Origin of the sequence: Okeania sp. SIO3B5 (genome assembly GCF_010692555.1) — a bacterium.
GTDB lineage: Bacteria > Cyanobacteriota > Cyanobacteriia > Cyanobacteriales > Microcoleaceae > Okeania.
Window position 1 is genome coordinate 1 of sequence record NZ_JAAHHG010000003.1, and the last position, 16,373, is coordinate 16,373.

General features: G+C 36.5%; 13 protein-coding genes and 1 pseudogene. 8 read left to right on the plus strand and 6 right to left on the minus strand.

The window, feature by feature from the left end; genetic code table 11:
• Window positions 1-200, minus strand: a 200-nt coding sequence (locus F6K54_RS00510) for a hypothetical protein (protein WP_293072991.1), incomplete at its 3' end; no start/stop codon positions are given.
• A 23-nt stretch (window positions 201-223) separates the two neighbouring features.
• Here F6K54_RS00510 and F6K54_RS00515 point away from each other — a divergent pair.
• Window positions 224-2,482 (plus strand): protein-arginine deiminase domain-containing protein, encoded by a 2,259-nt coding sequence (locus tag F6K54_RS00515; RefSeq protein WP_293072994.1) that lies wholly within the window; start codon window positions 224-226, stop codon window positions 2,480-2,482.
• A gap of 57 nt (window positions 2,483-2,539) precedes the next feature.
• Window positions 2,540-2,797 (plus strand): hypothetical protein, encoded by a 258-nt coding sequence (locus F6K54_RS00520; RefSeq protein WP_293072997.1) that lies wholly within the window; start codon window positions 2,540-2,542, stop codon window positions 2,795-2,797.
• Between the two features lie 319 nt (window positions 2,798-3,116).
• Here the strand turns inward: F6K54_RS00520 and F6K54_RS00525 are convergent.
• Window positions 3,117-4,157 (minus strand): annotated as a pseudogene (locus F6K54_RS00525) (IS701 family transposase).
• Window positions 4,158-4,667: 510 nt separating this feature from the next.
• On the opposite strand from F6K54_RS00525, the gene F6K54_RS00530 reads away from it, so the two are divergent.
• Entirely contained in the window at window positions 4,668-4,988 is a 321-nt protein-coding gene (locus F6K54_RS00530) for an antibiotic biosynthesis monooxygenase (RefSeq protein ID WP_293073000.1), read from the plus strand.
• A 643-nt stretch (window positions 4,989-5,631) separates the two neighbouring features.
• Here F6K54_RS00530 and F6K54_RS00535 read toward each other — a convergent pair.
• Both F6K54_RS00535 and F6K54_RS00540 read right to left on the minus strand, forming a co-directional pair.
• Entirely contained in the window at window positions 5,632-7,959 is a 2,328-nt protein-coding gene (locus F6K54_RS00535; protein ID WP_293073003.1) for a VIT domain-containing protein, read from the minus strand.
• 743 nt (window positions 7,960-8,702) lie between these two features.
• Window positions 8,703-10,031, minus strand: coding sequence for a hypothetical protein (locus F6K54_RS00540; protein WP_293073006.1), 1,329 nt, complete (start codon window positions 10,029-10,031; stop codon window positions 8,703-8,705).
• Window positions 10,032-10,485: 454 nt separating this feature from the next.
• On the opposite strand from F6K54_RS00540, the gene F6K54_RS00545 reads away from it, so the two are divergent.
• Window positions 10,486-10,821: a XisI protein gene (locus F6K54_RS00545; protein WP_293073009.1), complete on the plus strand. Its 336-nt coding sequence runs from the start codon at window positions 10,486-10,488 to the stop codon at window positions 10,819-10,821.
• A 177-nt stretch (window positions 10,822-10,998) separates the two neighbouring features.
• Here F6K54_RS00545 and F6K54_RS00550 read toward each other — a convergent pair whose 3' ends face one another.
• The gene (locus F6K54_RS00550; protein WP_293073012.1) at window positions 10,999-13,605 is read right to left on the minus strand and encodes a GUN4 domain-containing protein; all 2,607 of its coding nucleotides are present in this window, start codon (window positions 13,603-13,605) and stop codon (window positions 10,999-11,001) included.
• Between the two features lie 449 nt (window positions 13,606-14,054).
• Here F6K54_RS00550 and F6K54_RS00555 point away from each other — a divergent pair, with 449 nt between their 5' ends.
• The 4 genes from F6K54_RS00555 to F6K54_RS00570 are packed head-to-tail and all read left to right on the plus strand — an operon-like array spanning window position 14,055 to window position 15,215.
• Entirely contained in the window at window positions 14,055-14,225 is a 171-nt protein-coding gene (locus F6K54_RS00555; protein WP_293073015.1) for a hypothetical protein, read from the plus strand.
• 44 nt (window positions 14,226-14,269) lie between these two features.
• Window positions 14,270-14,464: a hypothetical protein gene (locus F6K54_RS00560; protein ID WP_293073018.1), complete on the plus strand. Its 195-nt coding sequence runs from the start codon at window positions 14,270-14,272 to the stop codon at window positions 14,462-14,464.
• A gap of 55 nt (window positions 14,465-14,519) precedes the next feature.
• Entirely contained in the window at window positions 14,520-14,792 is a 273-nt protein-coding gene (locus tag F6K54_RS00565; RefSeq protein ID WP_293073019.1) for a hypothetical protein, read from the plus strand.
• A 6-nt stretch (window positions 14,793-14,798) separates the two neighbouring features.
• Entirely contained in the window at window positions 14,799-15,215 is a 417-nt protein-coding gene (locus tag F6K54_RS00570; protein ID WP_293073022.1) for a type II toxin-antitoxin system VapC family toxin, read from the plus strand.
• Window positions 15,216-15,533: 318 nt separating this feature from the next.
• Here the strand turns inward: F6K54_RS00570 and F6K54_RS00575 are convergent, their stop codons facing one another.
• Complete coding sequence (locus F6K54_RS00575) at window positions 15,534-16,313, minus strand: photosystem II S4 domain protein (RefSeq protein ID WP_293073024.1); 780 nt, start codon at window positions 16,311-16,313, stop codon at window positions 15,534-15,536.
• Window positions 16,314-16,373: the final 60 nt, after the last annotated feature.

Consider the following 16,373-nt stretch of genomic DNA (forward strand, 5'->3'; position numbering starts at 1 on the left):
CCCCACCCCCCCCACCCCCCCCCTCCCCCCCCCCCCATCTCCCCCTCCCCCCCTCTCCCCATCTCCCCATCTCCCCATCCCCCCATCTCCCCATCTCCCCATCCCCCCAGACTCTCTCTACCATTACTATGCACCACCACCAAAATAATTTCCGGTTGAAAATTACTCCTCTGAGTTGCCAAAAATCCGTTAAAATCCATTAGTATATATGAGGATATATACTATGTGTTGGATTAGATATGTCAAAGTAGCTCTAGTTAATACCATTGGAGCATTAGTAGCAATTATTTGGGTGCCTGTTCCTCAAGCAGTGGCACAACCTTCCCTTTTAGAACAAGCAAATTCAGTAGTTTCGCCCTTAGAAACGCTCCAGTCAGTAAACAACAACTTAAAAACTACAAGAAAAGTAAATTCACTATCAGAACTTTACCAGCTTAGGGATGAAATAAAGGCTGAACTTAATAAAGTCTCTCAAAGTCCAAGTCTCCAAGAAGTAGAAGAACCCTGGCAATACAAATTCTACCTACAACAATATGAAAAAACCCTGAAAAACTTCCGTAACGTAGAAGCTAATATTGTTAAAGAAGAAAAAGCGCTCGAAAGTTGGAAGCAAGCGATCGCCAAAGCAAGTAAGGCAGTAGAAAAAGGAAAAATAACTCAGGCAAATTACCAAACTTGGCAAGAAGCAGAAAATCTTTGGTTAGAGGCAATTTCTAACTTGCGCGAAATTCCCCAAAATTCCTTCATGACAGATAAAGCGATCGAAAAAATGATCGAATATCAGGGTTATCTAGCAGTTGCCTCCTATGAAAAAGTCATAGCAGCAAGAAGATGGGTAGAAAATACAGAAGACGACACAAACAATAATACAAGCAATTATTCACCCATTGCATATAGTTTATCTCCTGGTTTCACCATGTATGGCGATACCAACAGAGATGGAGAACTAGATAAAGCTGACATATCGAGTAGAGAAAAATGGTCTTTATCAGAAGGTGCATTGATGTTGTTTAATAGCGATGATGATAATGGCGATCGAAGGCCAGACTGGCGCGATCGAGAAGTTAATGGGGAAAGTGATGAAGCAGATTTGGCACTGGTGAATATTCAAGTAGCAGAAAATTATCAAGATGCTCAAATCTATCTTTCAACAGACACAGATGCTAGTGACTATATTAATGTATTCCAAAAAACAGAATACGGATGGCAACCAGTAGATATTTCTGGTACTGAAGCATTAATATCTAGAGAGAAAGTAGTATTAGGGGTAGAAGCTAAACAGTTTGCAGATCGCAATTGGAAAGGAGTCGTTAAATTAACAGCGATCGCTGAAAAAAATGGCAGACAAATTGCTTCTGATAGTATTCAAATAGGTGTAGTTCCCTGGTTAATGTCTCCCAATACTGCTCCAGTCAAAGAGCTTCATGTCAGCGAACGTGGTTTTGGCAATCAAGAATTTGTCGCCAAAATCAAACAGATCGTCGAAAGAACAGGTGCTAAAGCTCAAATTAATTCTGGCGGTACTACCTGGATGCAAGATACTAAAGAAATAGGTTATGTGCAATTTCCTTCTCAAGGTAAAACCCACAATATGAATGTGGTACTCAAAGCTAACCGCCCTGGGGAAAATGATCAATATGCTAGAAGTCTGCTCAAAGAAGATTTTGGCTGGTTTGAAGTAGGTAAACCCAGACAACTTGATCCTTTAAATAGATGGGCAGATGCTTATGGAAACCTAGAAGTCACACCACCTCTACCAGGATATGAGCTGGGAAGAATTTATTATGGTAAGGCAGGTGAAGTAGGAATGAATCCTGAAATCATTGATTTTATTAAAGCACAAAAAATTCAAGGCCCGCCAGTAGATATTGATACTTCTTGGTTAATGATTCGTCATGTAGATGAAATTATTAGTTTTATTCCTAGTAAATTTGGCAAACCTTTAATGTTAATTGTTAGTCCAGAGGCAGGGGTAAAACTATTACAAGAATTGAGTCAACAAGGATATGGACAAGCGGCAATAAATCGTGGTTTAAGTACTCAAACAACGGTACGAGCAGCGCTAAAAAATCAGAAGTTAATTCAGCATAATCTCTATTTACAGCGGGAAAAATTAGATCCATTAATTGAAAAGTTGAAGCGGGAATTTAATTTAAGTGATGACCAGATTATTCAAGTACCAGCTATGTTTGGATATAGTGGTTATTCTTGGTGGCCAAATATGGTGAACTCGGTAGTAGTTAATGGAGAATTGTTAGTTTCAAATCCTGTAGGAGCATTAATTAATGGTAGAGATTATACTCAGGAAAAATTCCGCAGGTTAGTAGCTTATGCTGGTTTAAATATTAATTTTATGGACGATAAATATTATCAGAATTTAAGGGGAAGTATCCATGATGCGACAAATACAACTCGTTTAGGAAAAAATAATCCTTTCTGGAAATCTTTGTCTGAGGATATTATTTCAGGGAGTAGGGAGTAGCTCACACGGATTATGGCACGGATATACGGATACTGAAGGGAGTGGGGGAGTTGGGGAGTGGCTCACACGGATTATGGCACGGATATACGGATACCGAAAGGAGTGGGGGAGTTGGGGAGTGGCTCACACGGATTATGGCACGGATATACGGATACCGAAAGGAGTGGGGGAGTTGGGGAAAAAGATTTTTGTTGGGTTTATCCATCTATTGCCACATTTACAGCACTTTGCGACTCTATGAAGTACACCCATAGCGGGCAAGATGCCCGCGCTACAAGAGATTTTCACCATTTACCTTGTACATCATTTGACTAAAATATGCTGTAATATGATGTCCGGATAATCAGTTATAGCGCTGCGCGCAGCTCATCTGGCAATAGGCAATAGGCAGTAGGGGGGATAAAAAGCTGTTTGCGCAGCACCTGCGTTGGAATAATATAAAACTTTTAGCTATTGGACAGTTCCTGAAATTTGTAAATATGCCAGCGCACATTGCTATATAAACAGGACTTACGCAAAGACACTATATATAGCGTATGCCCAATAGAGCGATTGCTGACGCAAAGCTCCGCTAACGCCTAAAAATTATAGCGTTCGCCCAGCTTGGCTAATTCTATTCCTATTTATACTCATGTTAAACAACTGTCATTTTAATTGTCGGATATTTGAGTTCACAGACTAGATATTTAGATGACAATTGATGTTTCAGTTGGTAAATAGTTTTCCCCATAACATTTGCCATTTTTTTCAAATGATTCCACACCAATATGGCACAAGCAATATGATTTTTTTGAATTTTTGCCCGACGACATTGGCAAAATTCAAGCCCTGTTAGTTGTTTAATTCTGGCGTGAAATTCCTCAATTTTCCACCTGGTTTGAATTTCAAATTCAACGTCATCTGTACTTTGATAATTGAGGTCATTCGTGGCAATATATTCTGTTCTGTTTGTAGAAACAGTAGCCCAGAATAATCTAACTTTTTTATCTCACTGGAATTCCTTTAATCTTAATAATCTTTCCTGATGCTAGTTCCAACTCATTCCATTTTAATCCTTCCAGTTTTTGATATTTTTTTACACCCCCACTATCGTCTACTAAACGATTGCTTTTCAAAGGGCAATAGTAAATTTTATCTAAATTATCTATTAAAATCATTAGTCTTTGAGTTGCATACCAGCTATCCATTAATACTATTTTTACTGGTATTTTCTTCTTTTAGACCACATCAACCATCATTTCTTGTACATGATCTATTTTACTCTTTTCATCGCTTTCTGGATTATAAATACGATAATCTACTATCCAGAATCGCTCTAACTGAGGATTAAAATATAAGCAATTCACTATTCCTATTCCACTCACTACCCTATGTTCATTACCACGCTCACTAACGACGAACAAGTGCCTCTTTCAGAGGAGCTTCGCTATCAATTTTTAGGGAATATTTTTTATTAATAACTGTATCATCAAAGATTAAATAACCATCTTCAGAAGCGACAATCTCTTCCCTGACATTTTGCCACAAAATTTCTGTACCTAAATCAACATTTTTGTATGGGACGATTAATTTGATCGTGGCTAATTTTTTCCAGATGCTCGGCCAGATTTGTCAGAGTATAATTTTTCTGACTACTTATTAAATACTGACAATATTTTATATAATTAAAGTTCATCTTAAAGTATTGACAAGTATATGGATACTAATCTAGTATACCAAGTAATTTACAGTAATTTGGGGTACATTTTTAAGGTTTTTATATTTTGCTATTCAAGCGTTGGCGGAGGATGGTGGCGGCAGCTATATCGCCAAATAGATCGGCCTTTAAGGACTAACACTATATGTAGTGTCTTTGCGTAAGTCCTGAATCTTTAACCCTGGAAGCCTTAACTGGTATTGATTACACTTTTATTAAGCAAGCCCTATTTAGTAATTTTGGCAGTTCAAGCATCCTGCTTGTTACAGGCTAGAAGCCTGAACTGCAAAGTAATTTTGGCAGTTCAAGCATCCTGCTTGTTACAGGCTAGAAGCCTTACAAAGATAGAGATTAATCTTCAACTGTACCTCACGATCCTCAAAAGTGCTGTAATATTTATTTGACAAACACTGTCTTAATCAAGTTAAGAAGTCTTATGTTTGACTTTTGATTTGGTATTAAACTCTATCTATTCTATCAGGAGAAAAAATGTCGGATTTTATGGATTTTTTGAAGCATAAATATGCTTATGTTGCCTTGGGTGAATTTAAACCAGGGAAGTTTGAAGAAGCAAGAGAACTTTATGAAAAGGCAGTTGCTACCTATAACGAAGGTTTTAAGGGAGCTTATTTATTGCAGTTGCCAGGAACAGATAAAGGTATTGCTGTAATTTTTTGGGAAGGGGTTGAAGATATGGATGCGAATCAAACTGATGCTTATAAAGCGGCATTGGAACAAATGTCACATTTATTTGCTAAACCACCAGAAACTAATTTTTATGAAACTATTACTGAGATATTGCCGGAGTAATTTGGCAGATGAGGGTAATTTTTTGTCAATTTAATTAGAGAAATTTTGTCTTTAATATCTTGTCTTGGCAATTATAGCAACCGCCAGGTTGGTGTTTGACAATTAGTGCGAGCATCTTGCTCGCATCATGAATTATCATTGTTATATCATGTCCGGTTGAATACTTACATTTTGGAGAAGGTAAGGCAGAAGGCAGGAGGCAGGAGGCAGAAGGAAAGAAAAGGTTAGAAGGGAAAAGGTTTTTTTATCACGCTATTATCCGGACATGATATTACCCAATGTCCTAACTAATGTCCTAACTATAGTGGCGACTGCTATAGATAAAATTTCCGGTGTTGCTGAAGTGGGCATTACTGAGTGGCGGGATGAATATAAGTGGTAATATAAAATCCGGATAATTGCTATAGCCAAGTCATTGCGACTGGAACGGAGTGGAAGGAAGCAATCTCCGCGCACCCCTGAGATTGCTTCCTATCGTCGCAATGACGACTGTTCAATCGGATTCTATATAAGTGGGGGCAGGCATCCTGCCTGTCCCTAACTGCGGTGAAAATATCAGGAACGGGCAAGATGCCCATTCCACAAAACTATCTGCATTCTCAACTGGGGAATAGAAAAAGTCTATCCCCCTAACTCCTGAATATTACGAACTAACTTTGATTGTAATCTCAATCTTATTTGCAGCAGAGGGAACACGCCATTTTAAAAGCGATCGTTTAATTTCCTCTACAATTTTTTTATCCTTCAAAGTAGAAACTTCATCATCTAAAATTACTCGAAGTACGCGTTCGCCTTTTACCTGCAATTCCAAAACTATTTCACCATGAATATTTGGTGGTAAATTCATATTCTGTAGATGCTGTTGCAGATTTTTTTGCCCTGCTGCATCCAATCCCTTTACCTGAATAATTTGTAAGGAAATATTGGTTGACTTTGTATAATCTGGCTTTTTCCTCTTTGCTCTCATTCCCTGTAAAGACTTTGCACCAAGGGAAATTCCTCTTTCCCTTTCCTCATTCATCCAATCTGTTGCTTGAGGTGCTGTTTCCATCATAAGTTGAGAAGACTCTAACCTCATATATTGCACTTGCTCACTACGAGGTGCTAGAAATTCTATATTTTGTGGAGATGCTGCCCCCAAAATCCCCTCATAACTCACTCCTTCAGGCATTTCCACAGGAACTTCCATCGAAATACTCTTACCACCAGGTTCAACACGCACATCTTCGCTCACCGCAACAAACGCCGTATATTCAGACAACAATTGATAACTCAAAGCAGTCTCCGTCACCTCTTTTACCATCGACTTCTTATCATAATCAAACATCTGATTCATCAAATGCTTAATCTTTTGCCTGGCCCAAATTTGAGCAACTGCCACATTACCACTCTCAGCAAAATGAATATCGAAAGTCTGCTGATAAATTTCCCCACCAGCAGCAATACCATTAACCTGTAACTCACCTCCCACAGCATCCTGTTTGTGCCCAAACAAAACCAAAGGTTGTTCGGCAAATAAATCTGGAGTTGTCACCGGATAAATTTCTGGTACTTCACCCCAACCATTCCACTCAACCTCAATTTGAGTCAATACAGGATTATTTATTTGCTGGAAAAATTTCTCTGCTACTTCCTCAGTCGGTTCATCCTGTCGCACAACCCTGGCAATACCCCGCCCAATTTCTGCCAAACGGTTAATCAAATATCGATTTACAGAACTACCAACACCAAAACTATAAAGTCGGTTGCCTGGTTGGAGTTTGTCTTGCACTTCTGCCAATACTGCTTTTTCATTACCAATATAACCATCAGTCAACATTACAATACTCCGTAGTCTTCCCGCAGGTGGAGGCGGAAATTGCAATACTTCCTGGATGCCATTCAGTAATTCAGTGCCACCATTTGCATTTAATTTGTTGATATAGTTAATTGCAGTGGCAATATTTTTAGGTGTATTCGGTAGAGGTTGTTCTGACAGTTTTCTGGTAGTATTGGCAAAGTCGATAATTGTGAAAGTGTCGTTGGGGTTAAGTCCGTGAATAAAACGGCGCATCAATTCCTGACATTTCAACAATGGTTCTCCCCTTTGGGAACCGGAAGTATCCATGAGGAAAACTACATCTTTCGGCACAATTTCATCGCTGCGATACCGTAAAGCGGGAATTAGATAAACGGCAAAATATCCCCCACATTGATCTGCTTGAGTTAATACTGTTGCTTTGGTACGATCGCTAGCAACTTGATAGCGGAGAATGAAGTCTTTATTAGGGATGGTGTCTTCATTTCCTAATTTAACCGTAACAATTTCTCTTCGCTCGGATGTTTGAATTTGGTGGGATATGGAATTCACCTGAAAAATTGGCATCCCACAGTCTATTTCTACTGTCATACCAATATCATGTCCCGAACGAGTTGCCGGGGGAACTATTGGTGGTGTAATTTGACTAGCATCAGGAACTTGATCTGTATCACCACTTCCATCTATAGAGGTTCCTGGAATATAACGATCTCCCACAACCATCGGAAATACAAATTCATAGTCTCCACCTTCAAATTTGAGGGAGTCTGTATAGCGAATAATTACATCTATTTGTTCCCCTGGTTTAATATTTGCCAGGGACTGAGTGAAAATATTATCGCGCTGTTGTTCGAGTAACCCTGCAGTGCGTCCTTGTTGTTTAGCTTGTTGATAGATTTTTTTTGCTTCTTCTCGTTTTTTGATATTACCTTTGATTAAGCGATCGCCGATTTTGATTTCCATTTCATCGACTGCTGCTTCATCTGGTAATGGGAATACATAGGTTGCTTCTAGGGGTTCGGTGAATGGGTTTTCAAATTGTTGAGTTACTTGGACGCGGGATAGGTTGCCCGCTATTTTAGCTTTAACTTCCGTGTGTTTGAGCGGAAAAGTCAGTTTCTCTTCTGAGGAGAAAACGTATAATCCTGCAAGAGTTGGTGTATTTGTAGACATAGCTCATGTATGATTCTAAAGAAATTAATTAGTTTTGTAATATAGCAATCAGGAATCAGTTGTGAGAATTGAGATGTTCCTTAAAAGTATAGAATATAGCAATTATTATATTCACATGATATGTTTTTTTCTTCTTCTCTGTTCTCTGTTCCCTGTTCCCTAAAAGCTTCCAGTATATCACAACTCAAATCATATTGCTATATATTATTTTTCTTGTAGCACAGTCATTTAGGAATTTTCTATTAAGAATTATGTATTATTATGGTCAGCTTACAGCAATTTCGGAGTTAGTGAGGTACAAAATTTTATTTAGTAATTTTGGTAACACAAGCATCCTGCTTGTTACAGGCTAGAAGCCTGTGTTATATCATGTCCGGTTGAATAATTAGACTTTGGTGGAAGGAAGGCAGGAGGCAGGAGGCAGGAGGCAGAAGGTTTTCTCAAGAGTGTCACCTTTATTTTATGCACGCTCCGATGCTACCGGACATTATATTACTTGGTAACACAAGCATCCTGCTTGTTACAGGCTAGAAGCCTGTGTTACCAAGACTGTACCTCACCATCCTCAAAAGTGCTGTAAAAATTTAGGGGGATATATAATAAACATCTCTAATAATAAAAAATAAAATCAACTATCGTACAGAAATTATCAATTATTCCCCTCCTGGGAGGGGGAGGGGCGAGGGGTGGGTTCCCTACTCCCTACTCCCTACTCCCTACTCCCTACTCCCTACTCCCTATTTTTATAAACTTTTCTGTTTATTCTGAGCAAATTTCAACAATTCTTGAGCTTCTTGATAATAAGTTGTTTCTGGTTTAATATTCTCTAACTGATTAATAATTAATTGAAGTTTACTGGCCAGTATACCACGATTAGAATTATTATCAGCAGCATATCTTTGCCAATCTGCAATTAAATTTTTAGCCTCTTTAAAAGCTTTTTTTGACTCTGTTTCTGCTTGCAACCGCATTTTGACATTAGCCAAATTAACCTGATATTCTCCCAGTTTAGTCTGTGCTTCCAAATAAGCTGGATTCTCTGCTGGTATTTTCTGTAATTGATTAATTGCTTGCTCCCATAAACTCGCCACTACTTGCCATTGTTGTTCTGGATGAGGTCCATTTTGGGCAGCTATAGCTGCTTGCATACCAAATTGTTTTGCCACTTGCATAAAAGTGAAACTGAGTTTACTTCCCTTAGCTAAACCCGCCTCTATTTGAAAATCTCGCTTTGTCGCTGCTAACTTTGGTTTTACCATTTTTCCAGCAAGAGTAGTAGGAGGAATTTGCTCTAACTTATCTATTGCCGCTTGCCAGTCAGCGATCGCTTGTTGTTTATCTGTTGTGGTTGCAGCTTGCTGATACTGTTGTTTAGCATTTGTAATTGTTTGTTCCGCTTCCGTTAACAATGTTTGAGCATTTTTTTCTTGAAATACCTTTGCCTCCATTCGTCCTATCTTTTTTCTCGCCGTTTCAAATTCATCTAATGTGAATTTCCAAGAACAACTAAAAAGGGTACAGTATCTTTGAGGATAATAACCTAAAAACCAAATGGGTAATTCATCAAGATGTTTTTGTGCCAAAGCAACTTTCTCAGCACCAAAATTGATATCTACACTGGAAGTTGCTTGATTAATTAATTGATCTGCTTGTTCAACATTAGCGATCGCCTCTCGATAGTTATTATCCATATTTATATAGCTAGGTATCAGAATTATTGGTGCTACTCTAGACACAGGTTTACGAATCATTGGATAGGGTAAATTTGCCACCCAAACTATCCCTGCCATTCCCACTAATGCAGCAGGTATCAAGGCAATTTTACTTAACGTTCCAGATGGTTTATTTACTTTAACTGCTTTCTGAATAACTGTGTCACTAAAATTAGGAAATTGGTCTTTTAGTAAATAGCTTAACTCTTCTTCTTTTAGGGGTTCTCCTGATTGGAATCGTAACTTATCCAATCTTTTCATTACTATATTTTTTCCCACTTCCCCAACCAAATCTTCTTTAGCACATTTGTCAACTTCAACTTCTAATATTTTATAGGCTTGATGATATAAACGTGACATTTTTTTACCTCTAGACTTAATTACTTATATTATAATCTTTGGATAACTGATCAGTCCAGTAGTTAATTTAATAGGAGATATACCTAATCGTTGCCCAATTTAAAATCCAGTTGATAAATAAAGTTAATAGTCATCAAACTGTAGGTTGGGTTAAGCGACAGCGCAACCCAACACCAAGTTATAATGTTGGATTTCCGTAAACGTCAACCCAACCTACAAAGTCTAGTAGGTTGGGTTAAGCGGCAGCGCAACCCAACGCCTATATTACAGCAGATTTCAAGTATATGAAGTACAGGTATTAATAATTAAATGTTCTCAGTGCTAGTAGGTTGGGTTAAGCGGAAGCGCAACCCAACACCAATCTTATAATTTGTTGGGTTTCGTTTCCTCAACCCAACCTACAAAGTATCAATAATTTTTTTTATTATAGGCAAAACCAGGAGGTAATTATAGAATGGAAAAGTTAGAAAAATACAGAAATTATATTGAGCAAATAATTAAAGAGTATGGACAATATAAACCATCTTATGGAGAGGTAGAAGTACAAACAATTTTTGACCGCGATCGCGACCATTATCAACTTTTAAATGTTGGTTGGGATGGGAATGAAAGAATACGAGGTTGTGTTTTACAAATAGATATTAAAAATGAAAAAATCTGGATACAACATGATGGTAGGGAAATTGGTATTGCTGGTGAATTAGTAGATTTAGGAGTACCTTCATCTGATATTGTTTTGGCTTTTCATGCACCTTATAAACGGAAATATACGGGTTTTGCTGTGGAGTAAATTGAAGGAATTCAAAAGTCAAAAGTCAAAAGTCAAGAGTAAGATTTTTTAGGGAAGTTAAAAGTTACAAAGTAAGATTTTTTAGCCATAAGGAATGATTCGTGAAAAACTGTAGGGGTTTGTTCTCCAAATTATTGTCGTATTTCTATTGAGAATAATAACTGAAGTGCTTATACGTTAAAGTCTACAAATCTCCATGCGCGAGAGAAGGTAAAACCAACCTATACCTAAGCTACCTACCTTTCCAGTAACTATCTTACAAGGGAACTTCCCCTTTAAAAGCGTGCTAAAATCATTTGTTAGGTCACTGTAATCCAACCATTCTTCTCCTTTTTTCCACCCTACTTTTTTACCGAACCTTTCCCGTACTTTTAACTCTGTTGTTCCGCTCAAACTTTGATAAATTTTCTTCTGCACCGAAAAGCCAAACTGGCCATAACTATATTTAACCCAAAGTTGATCTATTATGCGGAGGTCTGCACAAGGAAAATTTTCTATATCTTCCACGTCTAGCCGTTTTTCCTTCTGTCTCCCTGCAACTTCCAACATCACATGATAAGTTTCTATGTCTGCCTCTTTCCACTTTTCAACAAATAGGAAATCACGAAGTTTGAAATATTTAGGAGATATAATTTGTTGCGATGGTAAAACTTGTAATATTTTTTGAACAAATCTATTTTCAAAGATATATTTGTTGCGAGTTTCTTGTCGATTATTAGATTTAACTTTAGAGCAAAGTAACTGTTGAATTTTCGGGTAACTATTAATCCAATAACTTGCATTTGATTTTTCGTTAGGCAGCATTATAGATTTATTTGATTCAGGAGAATTATCAACAGCAAATTTTTCTAAATCAACAAGTAGTTGACTATTCTTCTTAAGTTCAACAAGAAAACGAGGATATTGCAATGTTAGTGCAGTAAACTTAGCCATCTGTTCTATGGTTATCATTCTTCTTTCAGAAAAAGCTACTCCTACAGCATAATAAGCAATATAAGTTTTTAGTCTCAAAACATTAATGTATTGTTTTAAACGACGGGGATTATTATCAAAAAAAGGGGCAACTATCTCTATAACATTGGCAAGGCTTTCCAAATCTAAATCTTTGTCAATAATCGGGAAAATAGGTAAATCTGGTAAATTTGGATGTAAAATTTCCGTTGCTAGTTTTTCCCTTCTTTCTAATTTTTCTGGTGGATATAATATATTAATATATTTCCCTATTATGACGATTATACCTATTATTTTGATAATTATTAAGAAAATAACTCTGTCAAACTTTCTTTCTGTCATTTTTTTTATTTCTAATAATAAAATTTTTGCTTCTATTAATAAAGAAAGTTTTAATGAGAGACGTTTTGCGTCTTTAAACCTTTCGGGAATATCAAATATTTTGGCAATAAAACTATAAGGAATCCAAAAAAAGTATTTTTCTTCATGAGTTTCTATTTTTCTCTGACTTTCAGATACTTTTTCCAGAAAATTATTCAACGTATTTTGAGAAGGTTCAGGAACAGAGAATGATAACTGCACAAACTTTTCCAGAAAACTAAAACCATAATCTACTTGCTTCATAGAACTATCATTTCGATTTTCCCACTCTTGATTTTCTTTAGCAATTGAAGCTAGAAAAGGAATCACATCTTTTTGTTTAAAAGTTATCGAAGCTGCCACCTTTTCCCGATCCATTCCCAAAATAAAAATCAAATTTGGGTCATCAGAAATCATCATATTTATACCTTGCAATAAATCCGCAGCTTTACCCAGCTCACAACGATCAAGGTCATCAATAAAAACATAAATTTTCTCATCTCTACCTACATAAGCACCAACAATTTTAGAGAAATCTTCGTGAAATTCTTCAATAAAAGCAGCTTCCTTTTCATAATCAGGAGACTCAAGATATAGAGTTAAATCCATTTTCTCGTCGCCAATTAAGTCTTTGATTATTCCGAAAAGTTTTCCTATTCCGGCAGCAGAACTGCTAATTCCGACCAGTTGTAATAAAATATTTAAAGAAAGATTATTTGTATCCTCATTATTCGTTGATTCTGAGTCTCGATCATTATTTTCCTTTGTCTCATTGTTAGTTGTTTCAGCCTCTTCCTTTTGACTTTTCTCTTCCTCCTTTGAATCTGATTTCAGAGTGTCAGCCAAATTTTCAGACAACTGATAAACTCCCTCAAAGCCAAATTTCCAGTATACAATTGGAATAGCTACAGTAATACTAGAAATCAACGAAACCATCACCAAAGTCTGAATAGCTTTAAACGGTTTATCTTTAAAATTTAAACGATAAATAAATAGTTGAAACCGACTGTATAAGTTATAGAAAAAATCAGGAATATTGCGATTTTTAGATAACTCTTCCAAAAAAGAAAGAGCAAAAGTCGCCCAAAGTGACTCAGATTTTTCATGTCGCCAAGCATTAAACCAAACTGTTTGAGTTTTTTGCTTGAATCCTAATCTAATAAATTTACCAATATCTGATAGATTGCTGAAAATAATCTGGTCTTCTTTAATTTTCTGCCAAACCTCTGCTAAATCTTTTTTATCTAATTCTTCAGACTTCTTAAGAATCTCCTTTTCCAACTGTTTCATAAAAGAAGATTTACCACTACCCCATTCACCTTCGATAGAAATAGTCAGTGGAGGTTTTGTATTTTCATTAGTTAAAAATTCAGCCATAGCTATTACATAAGGAGTAAAACCAAGTTCATCTTTTGTTGTTGCTTGGTCTCCGATAGTAATAATTTTGTTTGATTTATCTGTAGATTCTGGCATAATTGATAAGTCAAAATTCAAAAGTCAAAAGTCAAAAGTAAGATTTTATAGGGAAGTAAAAAGTTAAAATTTACAGCATATTCCAAGTATTATAAAGTACAAAGATTAAAAATTAAACTTTTGTAGTGCGGGCATCTTGCCCGCGATGAATTTACCTCACCAAATAAGTCAAAATTCAAAAGTCAAAAGTGAGATTTTTTAGGCTCAAAACTAAAAGGTACAAAAGTTCTGTAGCTCAGACTAATTTATCCTATACAAAAAAAGATTTAGGCGTTAGCGGAGCTTGGCCTTAGCCAATGCCATTTGCTTCGCATAACTATCGTTAATGCCCCTACATATGGCATTTTCAACGTTAATTTGCGTAACTCCTGTTATAATTATCAATAATAGCTAAATGCTTACGTTCAGTTTTTTCCATAAAACATTGACCAATCCTAGCTAATAGTAACATGACAAATCAAACCATAGACGTAACTCGACTGACTCCCGAACAAATAAAACAGATTCAGGAGGCGATCGAGACCTTCAGAAATATTAATAACTCTCAGAGCAAATTAACAGAAGAACAACAAGTAGAATTCGATCCAACGCCATTGTTTTTTGAAAGCGAAATTCTCTGAGAAAGTAAACATTATTAAATTGATAATCTATAAACTTAAAAACTATGTCTAATAATCCTTATTATAATCTTACTGTTGACGAGCAAAATATAATCATCAAGCTCGACAAAAAAACAACTGATTATCAACAACTAATACAACTACTAAATAATCTTGAATTAGAGGCAATAAATCAGCACATTCAGCTCACTGAAGAAGTAGCTTCTGAATTAGCCAATGAAATAGACTATGCTGTTTAGTCGAAAGTTAAATCTAAACTTTTTTAAAATAATCATTTTTTTCAATAAAATAATTATGACTGAATCAAAGTTACTAACTGTAAAATTAAGTTCCCAAGATTACGATCACCTTACTAAAGAAGCTGAAAGATTAAATTTACCCATAAGTATTTTAGCCCAAAGATTATTGAAATTAAGTCTAGAAAAAACTCCACCTCAACTTAACAAACAAAAAGCAAGAGAAGCAATAGCTAGTTTGCGGGAAATAGGCAAAAATTTGTCTCCAATAGATGGAGTAGCGATCGCCCACGAAAGTCGAAAAGATTTAGAGCAAAGGTATATTTTTTAGTTAATAATGAATGTTGTCATTGATTCTAATTTACTAATAGTTCTTGTGAATAACGATCCTCGCGGTGAAATTGTTCGCCAACAGTTAGATAAATGGATCGTCCAAGAAGTTGAAATACACGCTCCTCGTCTAGCACTTTATGAAATAGCTAATGCTCTAACCAGATTGATTGTAAGTGGAATATTTCCCAAAGAACAACTAGCACCTGCTTGGGATTTTTTGAATAATTTACCCATAGTTTACCATGATATTTCTCAGGAAATAAGAATAGTAGAAATTGCCTTATCTTTGCGTCGTCAAAGTGCTTATGATGCTGCTTATATAGCTCTAGCAGAAGATTTAGAGGCTCCTCTTTGGACGTTAGATGGTCCTCTTTACCGCAATGCAGTTGAGTGTGGTTTTCCTGTATTTCTTTTAAATTGATCTACAATATTGATAACTTAAAGCGATAGGTAAATAGGGAAAAACATTCGTTGGAGAGTGGAGACTTAAAGCTACTCCTGTTTTCTGACGTAAGCATTCAGCTATTAGCAGTCAGCTCTCAGCAATAAGACTCTGCTTTTAAGGACATAGTTTAAATGAATATAGATTTTAACGACTTTTGTAGTAAGATTAATTCTAGCTCAATTAATACAGCTTTAAAGCCACACGAAAAGCAATAGCTGAAGTCCGCAGTTCCGACCATAGGAGGCTAGCTGATAGCTGACGGCTGAATGCTTACCTCCTGACTCCTTTTTCAATCTAAACATACCTTGTCAAATTCACCCGATAACGTTCTTTTTTCGTAATCGCAACATCCCCTACTTCTAACCTCCCTTTACCCCGAATAGCAATTAAATCTCCAGTTTTCACTGTATAACTTGCCTGACTAATTTCCTTCCAATTTACTCTTACATTTCCCCCATCAATTAAGCCAACCATTTTACTCCGAGACATTCCAAAACCTGCCGAAGCAACTGCATCTAATCTCATAGAAGCTTCCACAGTTGTTAACTCTTTCTTTTTCGGTTCTCTTATTCTTAAATCACTCAATTCTAGAGGTTTAACTTTAACAGGAACAGACCGAACTTGTTGGAGATTCATTTCTAAATATTCCACCAATTCCGGCACTACTATTACCTGAGCGCCACGTTCTCCCAAAACAATAATATCTCCAGTTTTTTCTCTGACAATTCCCGTACCCAACATCGAACCAAGAAAATCTCGGTGAGTCGCAGTATCAAACAGAAAATTTCCCTCAATATTAATAGCTGTTAATTCCACACTCGAAGTATCAATAGGTAAATCTGAACGAGCGATCGCTAATCTTTTGCGTTCAGCTTGAGGATAACCACCCCAGGAAACTAATTCCACTTCTGTCAACTTTTGAAAAATTGCTTCCGACTCAAATATTTCTGGCGGTGACAAAAAATCACTCTGAGTAATTTCCCAAGTTCTGATAGCTTGTTCTGCTAGATCAATGATGCGAGTAATAGTTTCGCGATTTTCAATTCCTTTGAGAAGTTCTTCTTTTGGTAACATAATTATTTATTTAGGGAGTAGGGAGTAGTTAGGATATGTAGTGCAGGCATCTTGCCCGCA

Bases quoted from the DNA above. Each gene is read 5' to 3' on its own strand.
- F6K54_RS00515 (WP_293072994.1), top strand. From the start codon at position 224: ATGTGTTGGATTAGATATGTCAAAGTAGCTCTAGTTAATACCATTGGA.
- F6K54_RS00530 (WP_293073000.1), top strand. From the start codon at position 4,668: ATGTCGGATTTTATGGATTTTTTGAAGCATAAATATGCTTATGTTGCC.
- F6K54_RS00535 (WP_293073003.1), bottom strand. From the start codon at position 7,959: ATGTCTACAAATACACCAACTCTTGCAGGATTATACGTTTTCTCCTCA.
- F6K54_RS00540 (WP_293073006.1), bottom strand. From the start codon at position 10,031: ATGTCACGTTTATATCATCAAGCCTATAAAATATTAGAAGTTGAAGTT.
- F6K54_RS00545 (WP_293073009.1), top strand. From the start codon at position 10,486: ATGGAAAAGTTAGAAAAATACAGAAATTATATTGAGCAAATAATTAAA.
- F6K54_RS00550 (WP_293073012.1), bottom strand. From the start codon at position 13,605: ATGCCAGAATCTACAGATAAATCAAACAAAATTATTACTATCGGAGAC.
- F6K54_RS00555 (WP_293073015.1), top strand. From the start codon at position 14,055: ATGACAAATCAAACCATAGACGTAACTCGACTGACTCCCGAACAAATA.
- F6K54_RS00560 (WP_293073018.1), top strand. From the start codon at position 14,270: ATGTCTAATAATCCTTATTATAATCTTACTGTTGACGAGCAAAATATA.
- F6K54_RS00565 (WP_293073019.1), top strand. From the start codon at position 14,520: ATGACTGAATCAAAGTTACTAACTGTAAAATTAAGTTCCCAAGATTAC.
- F6K54_RS00570 (WP_293073022.1), top strand. From the start codon at position 14,799: ATGAATGTTGTCATTGATTCTAATTTACTAATAGTTCTTGTGAATAAC.
- F6K54_RS00575 (WP_293073024.1), bottom strand. From the start codon at position 16,313: ATGTTACCAAAAGAAGAACTTCTCAAAGGAATTGAAAATCGCGAAACT.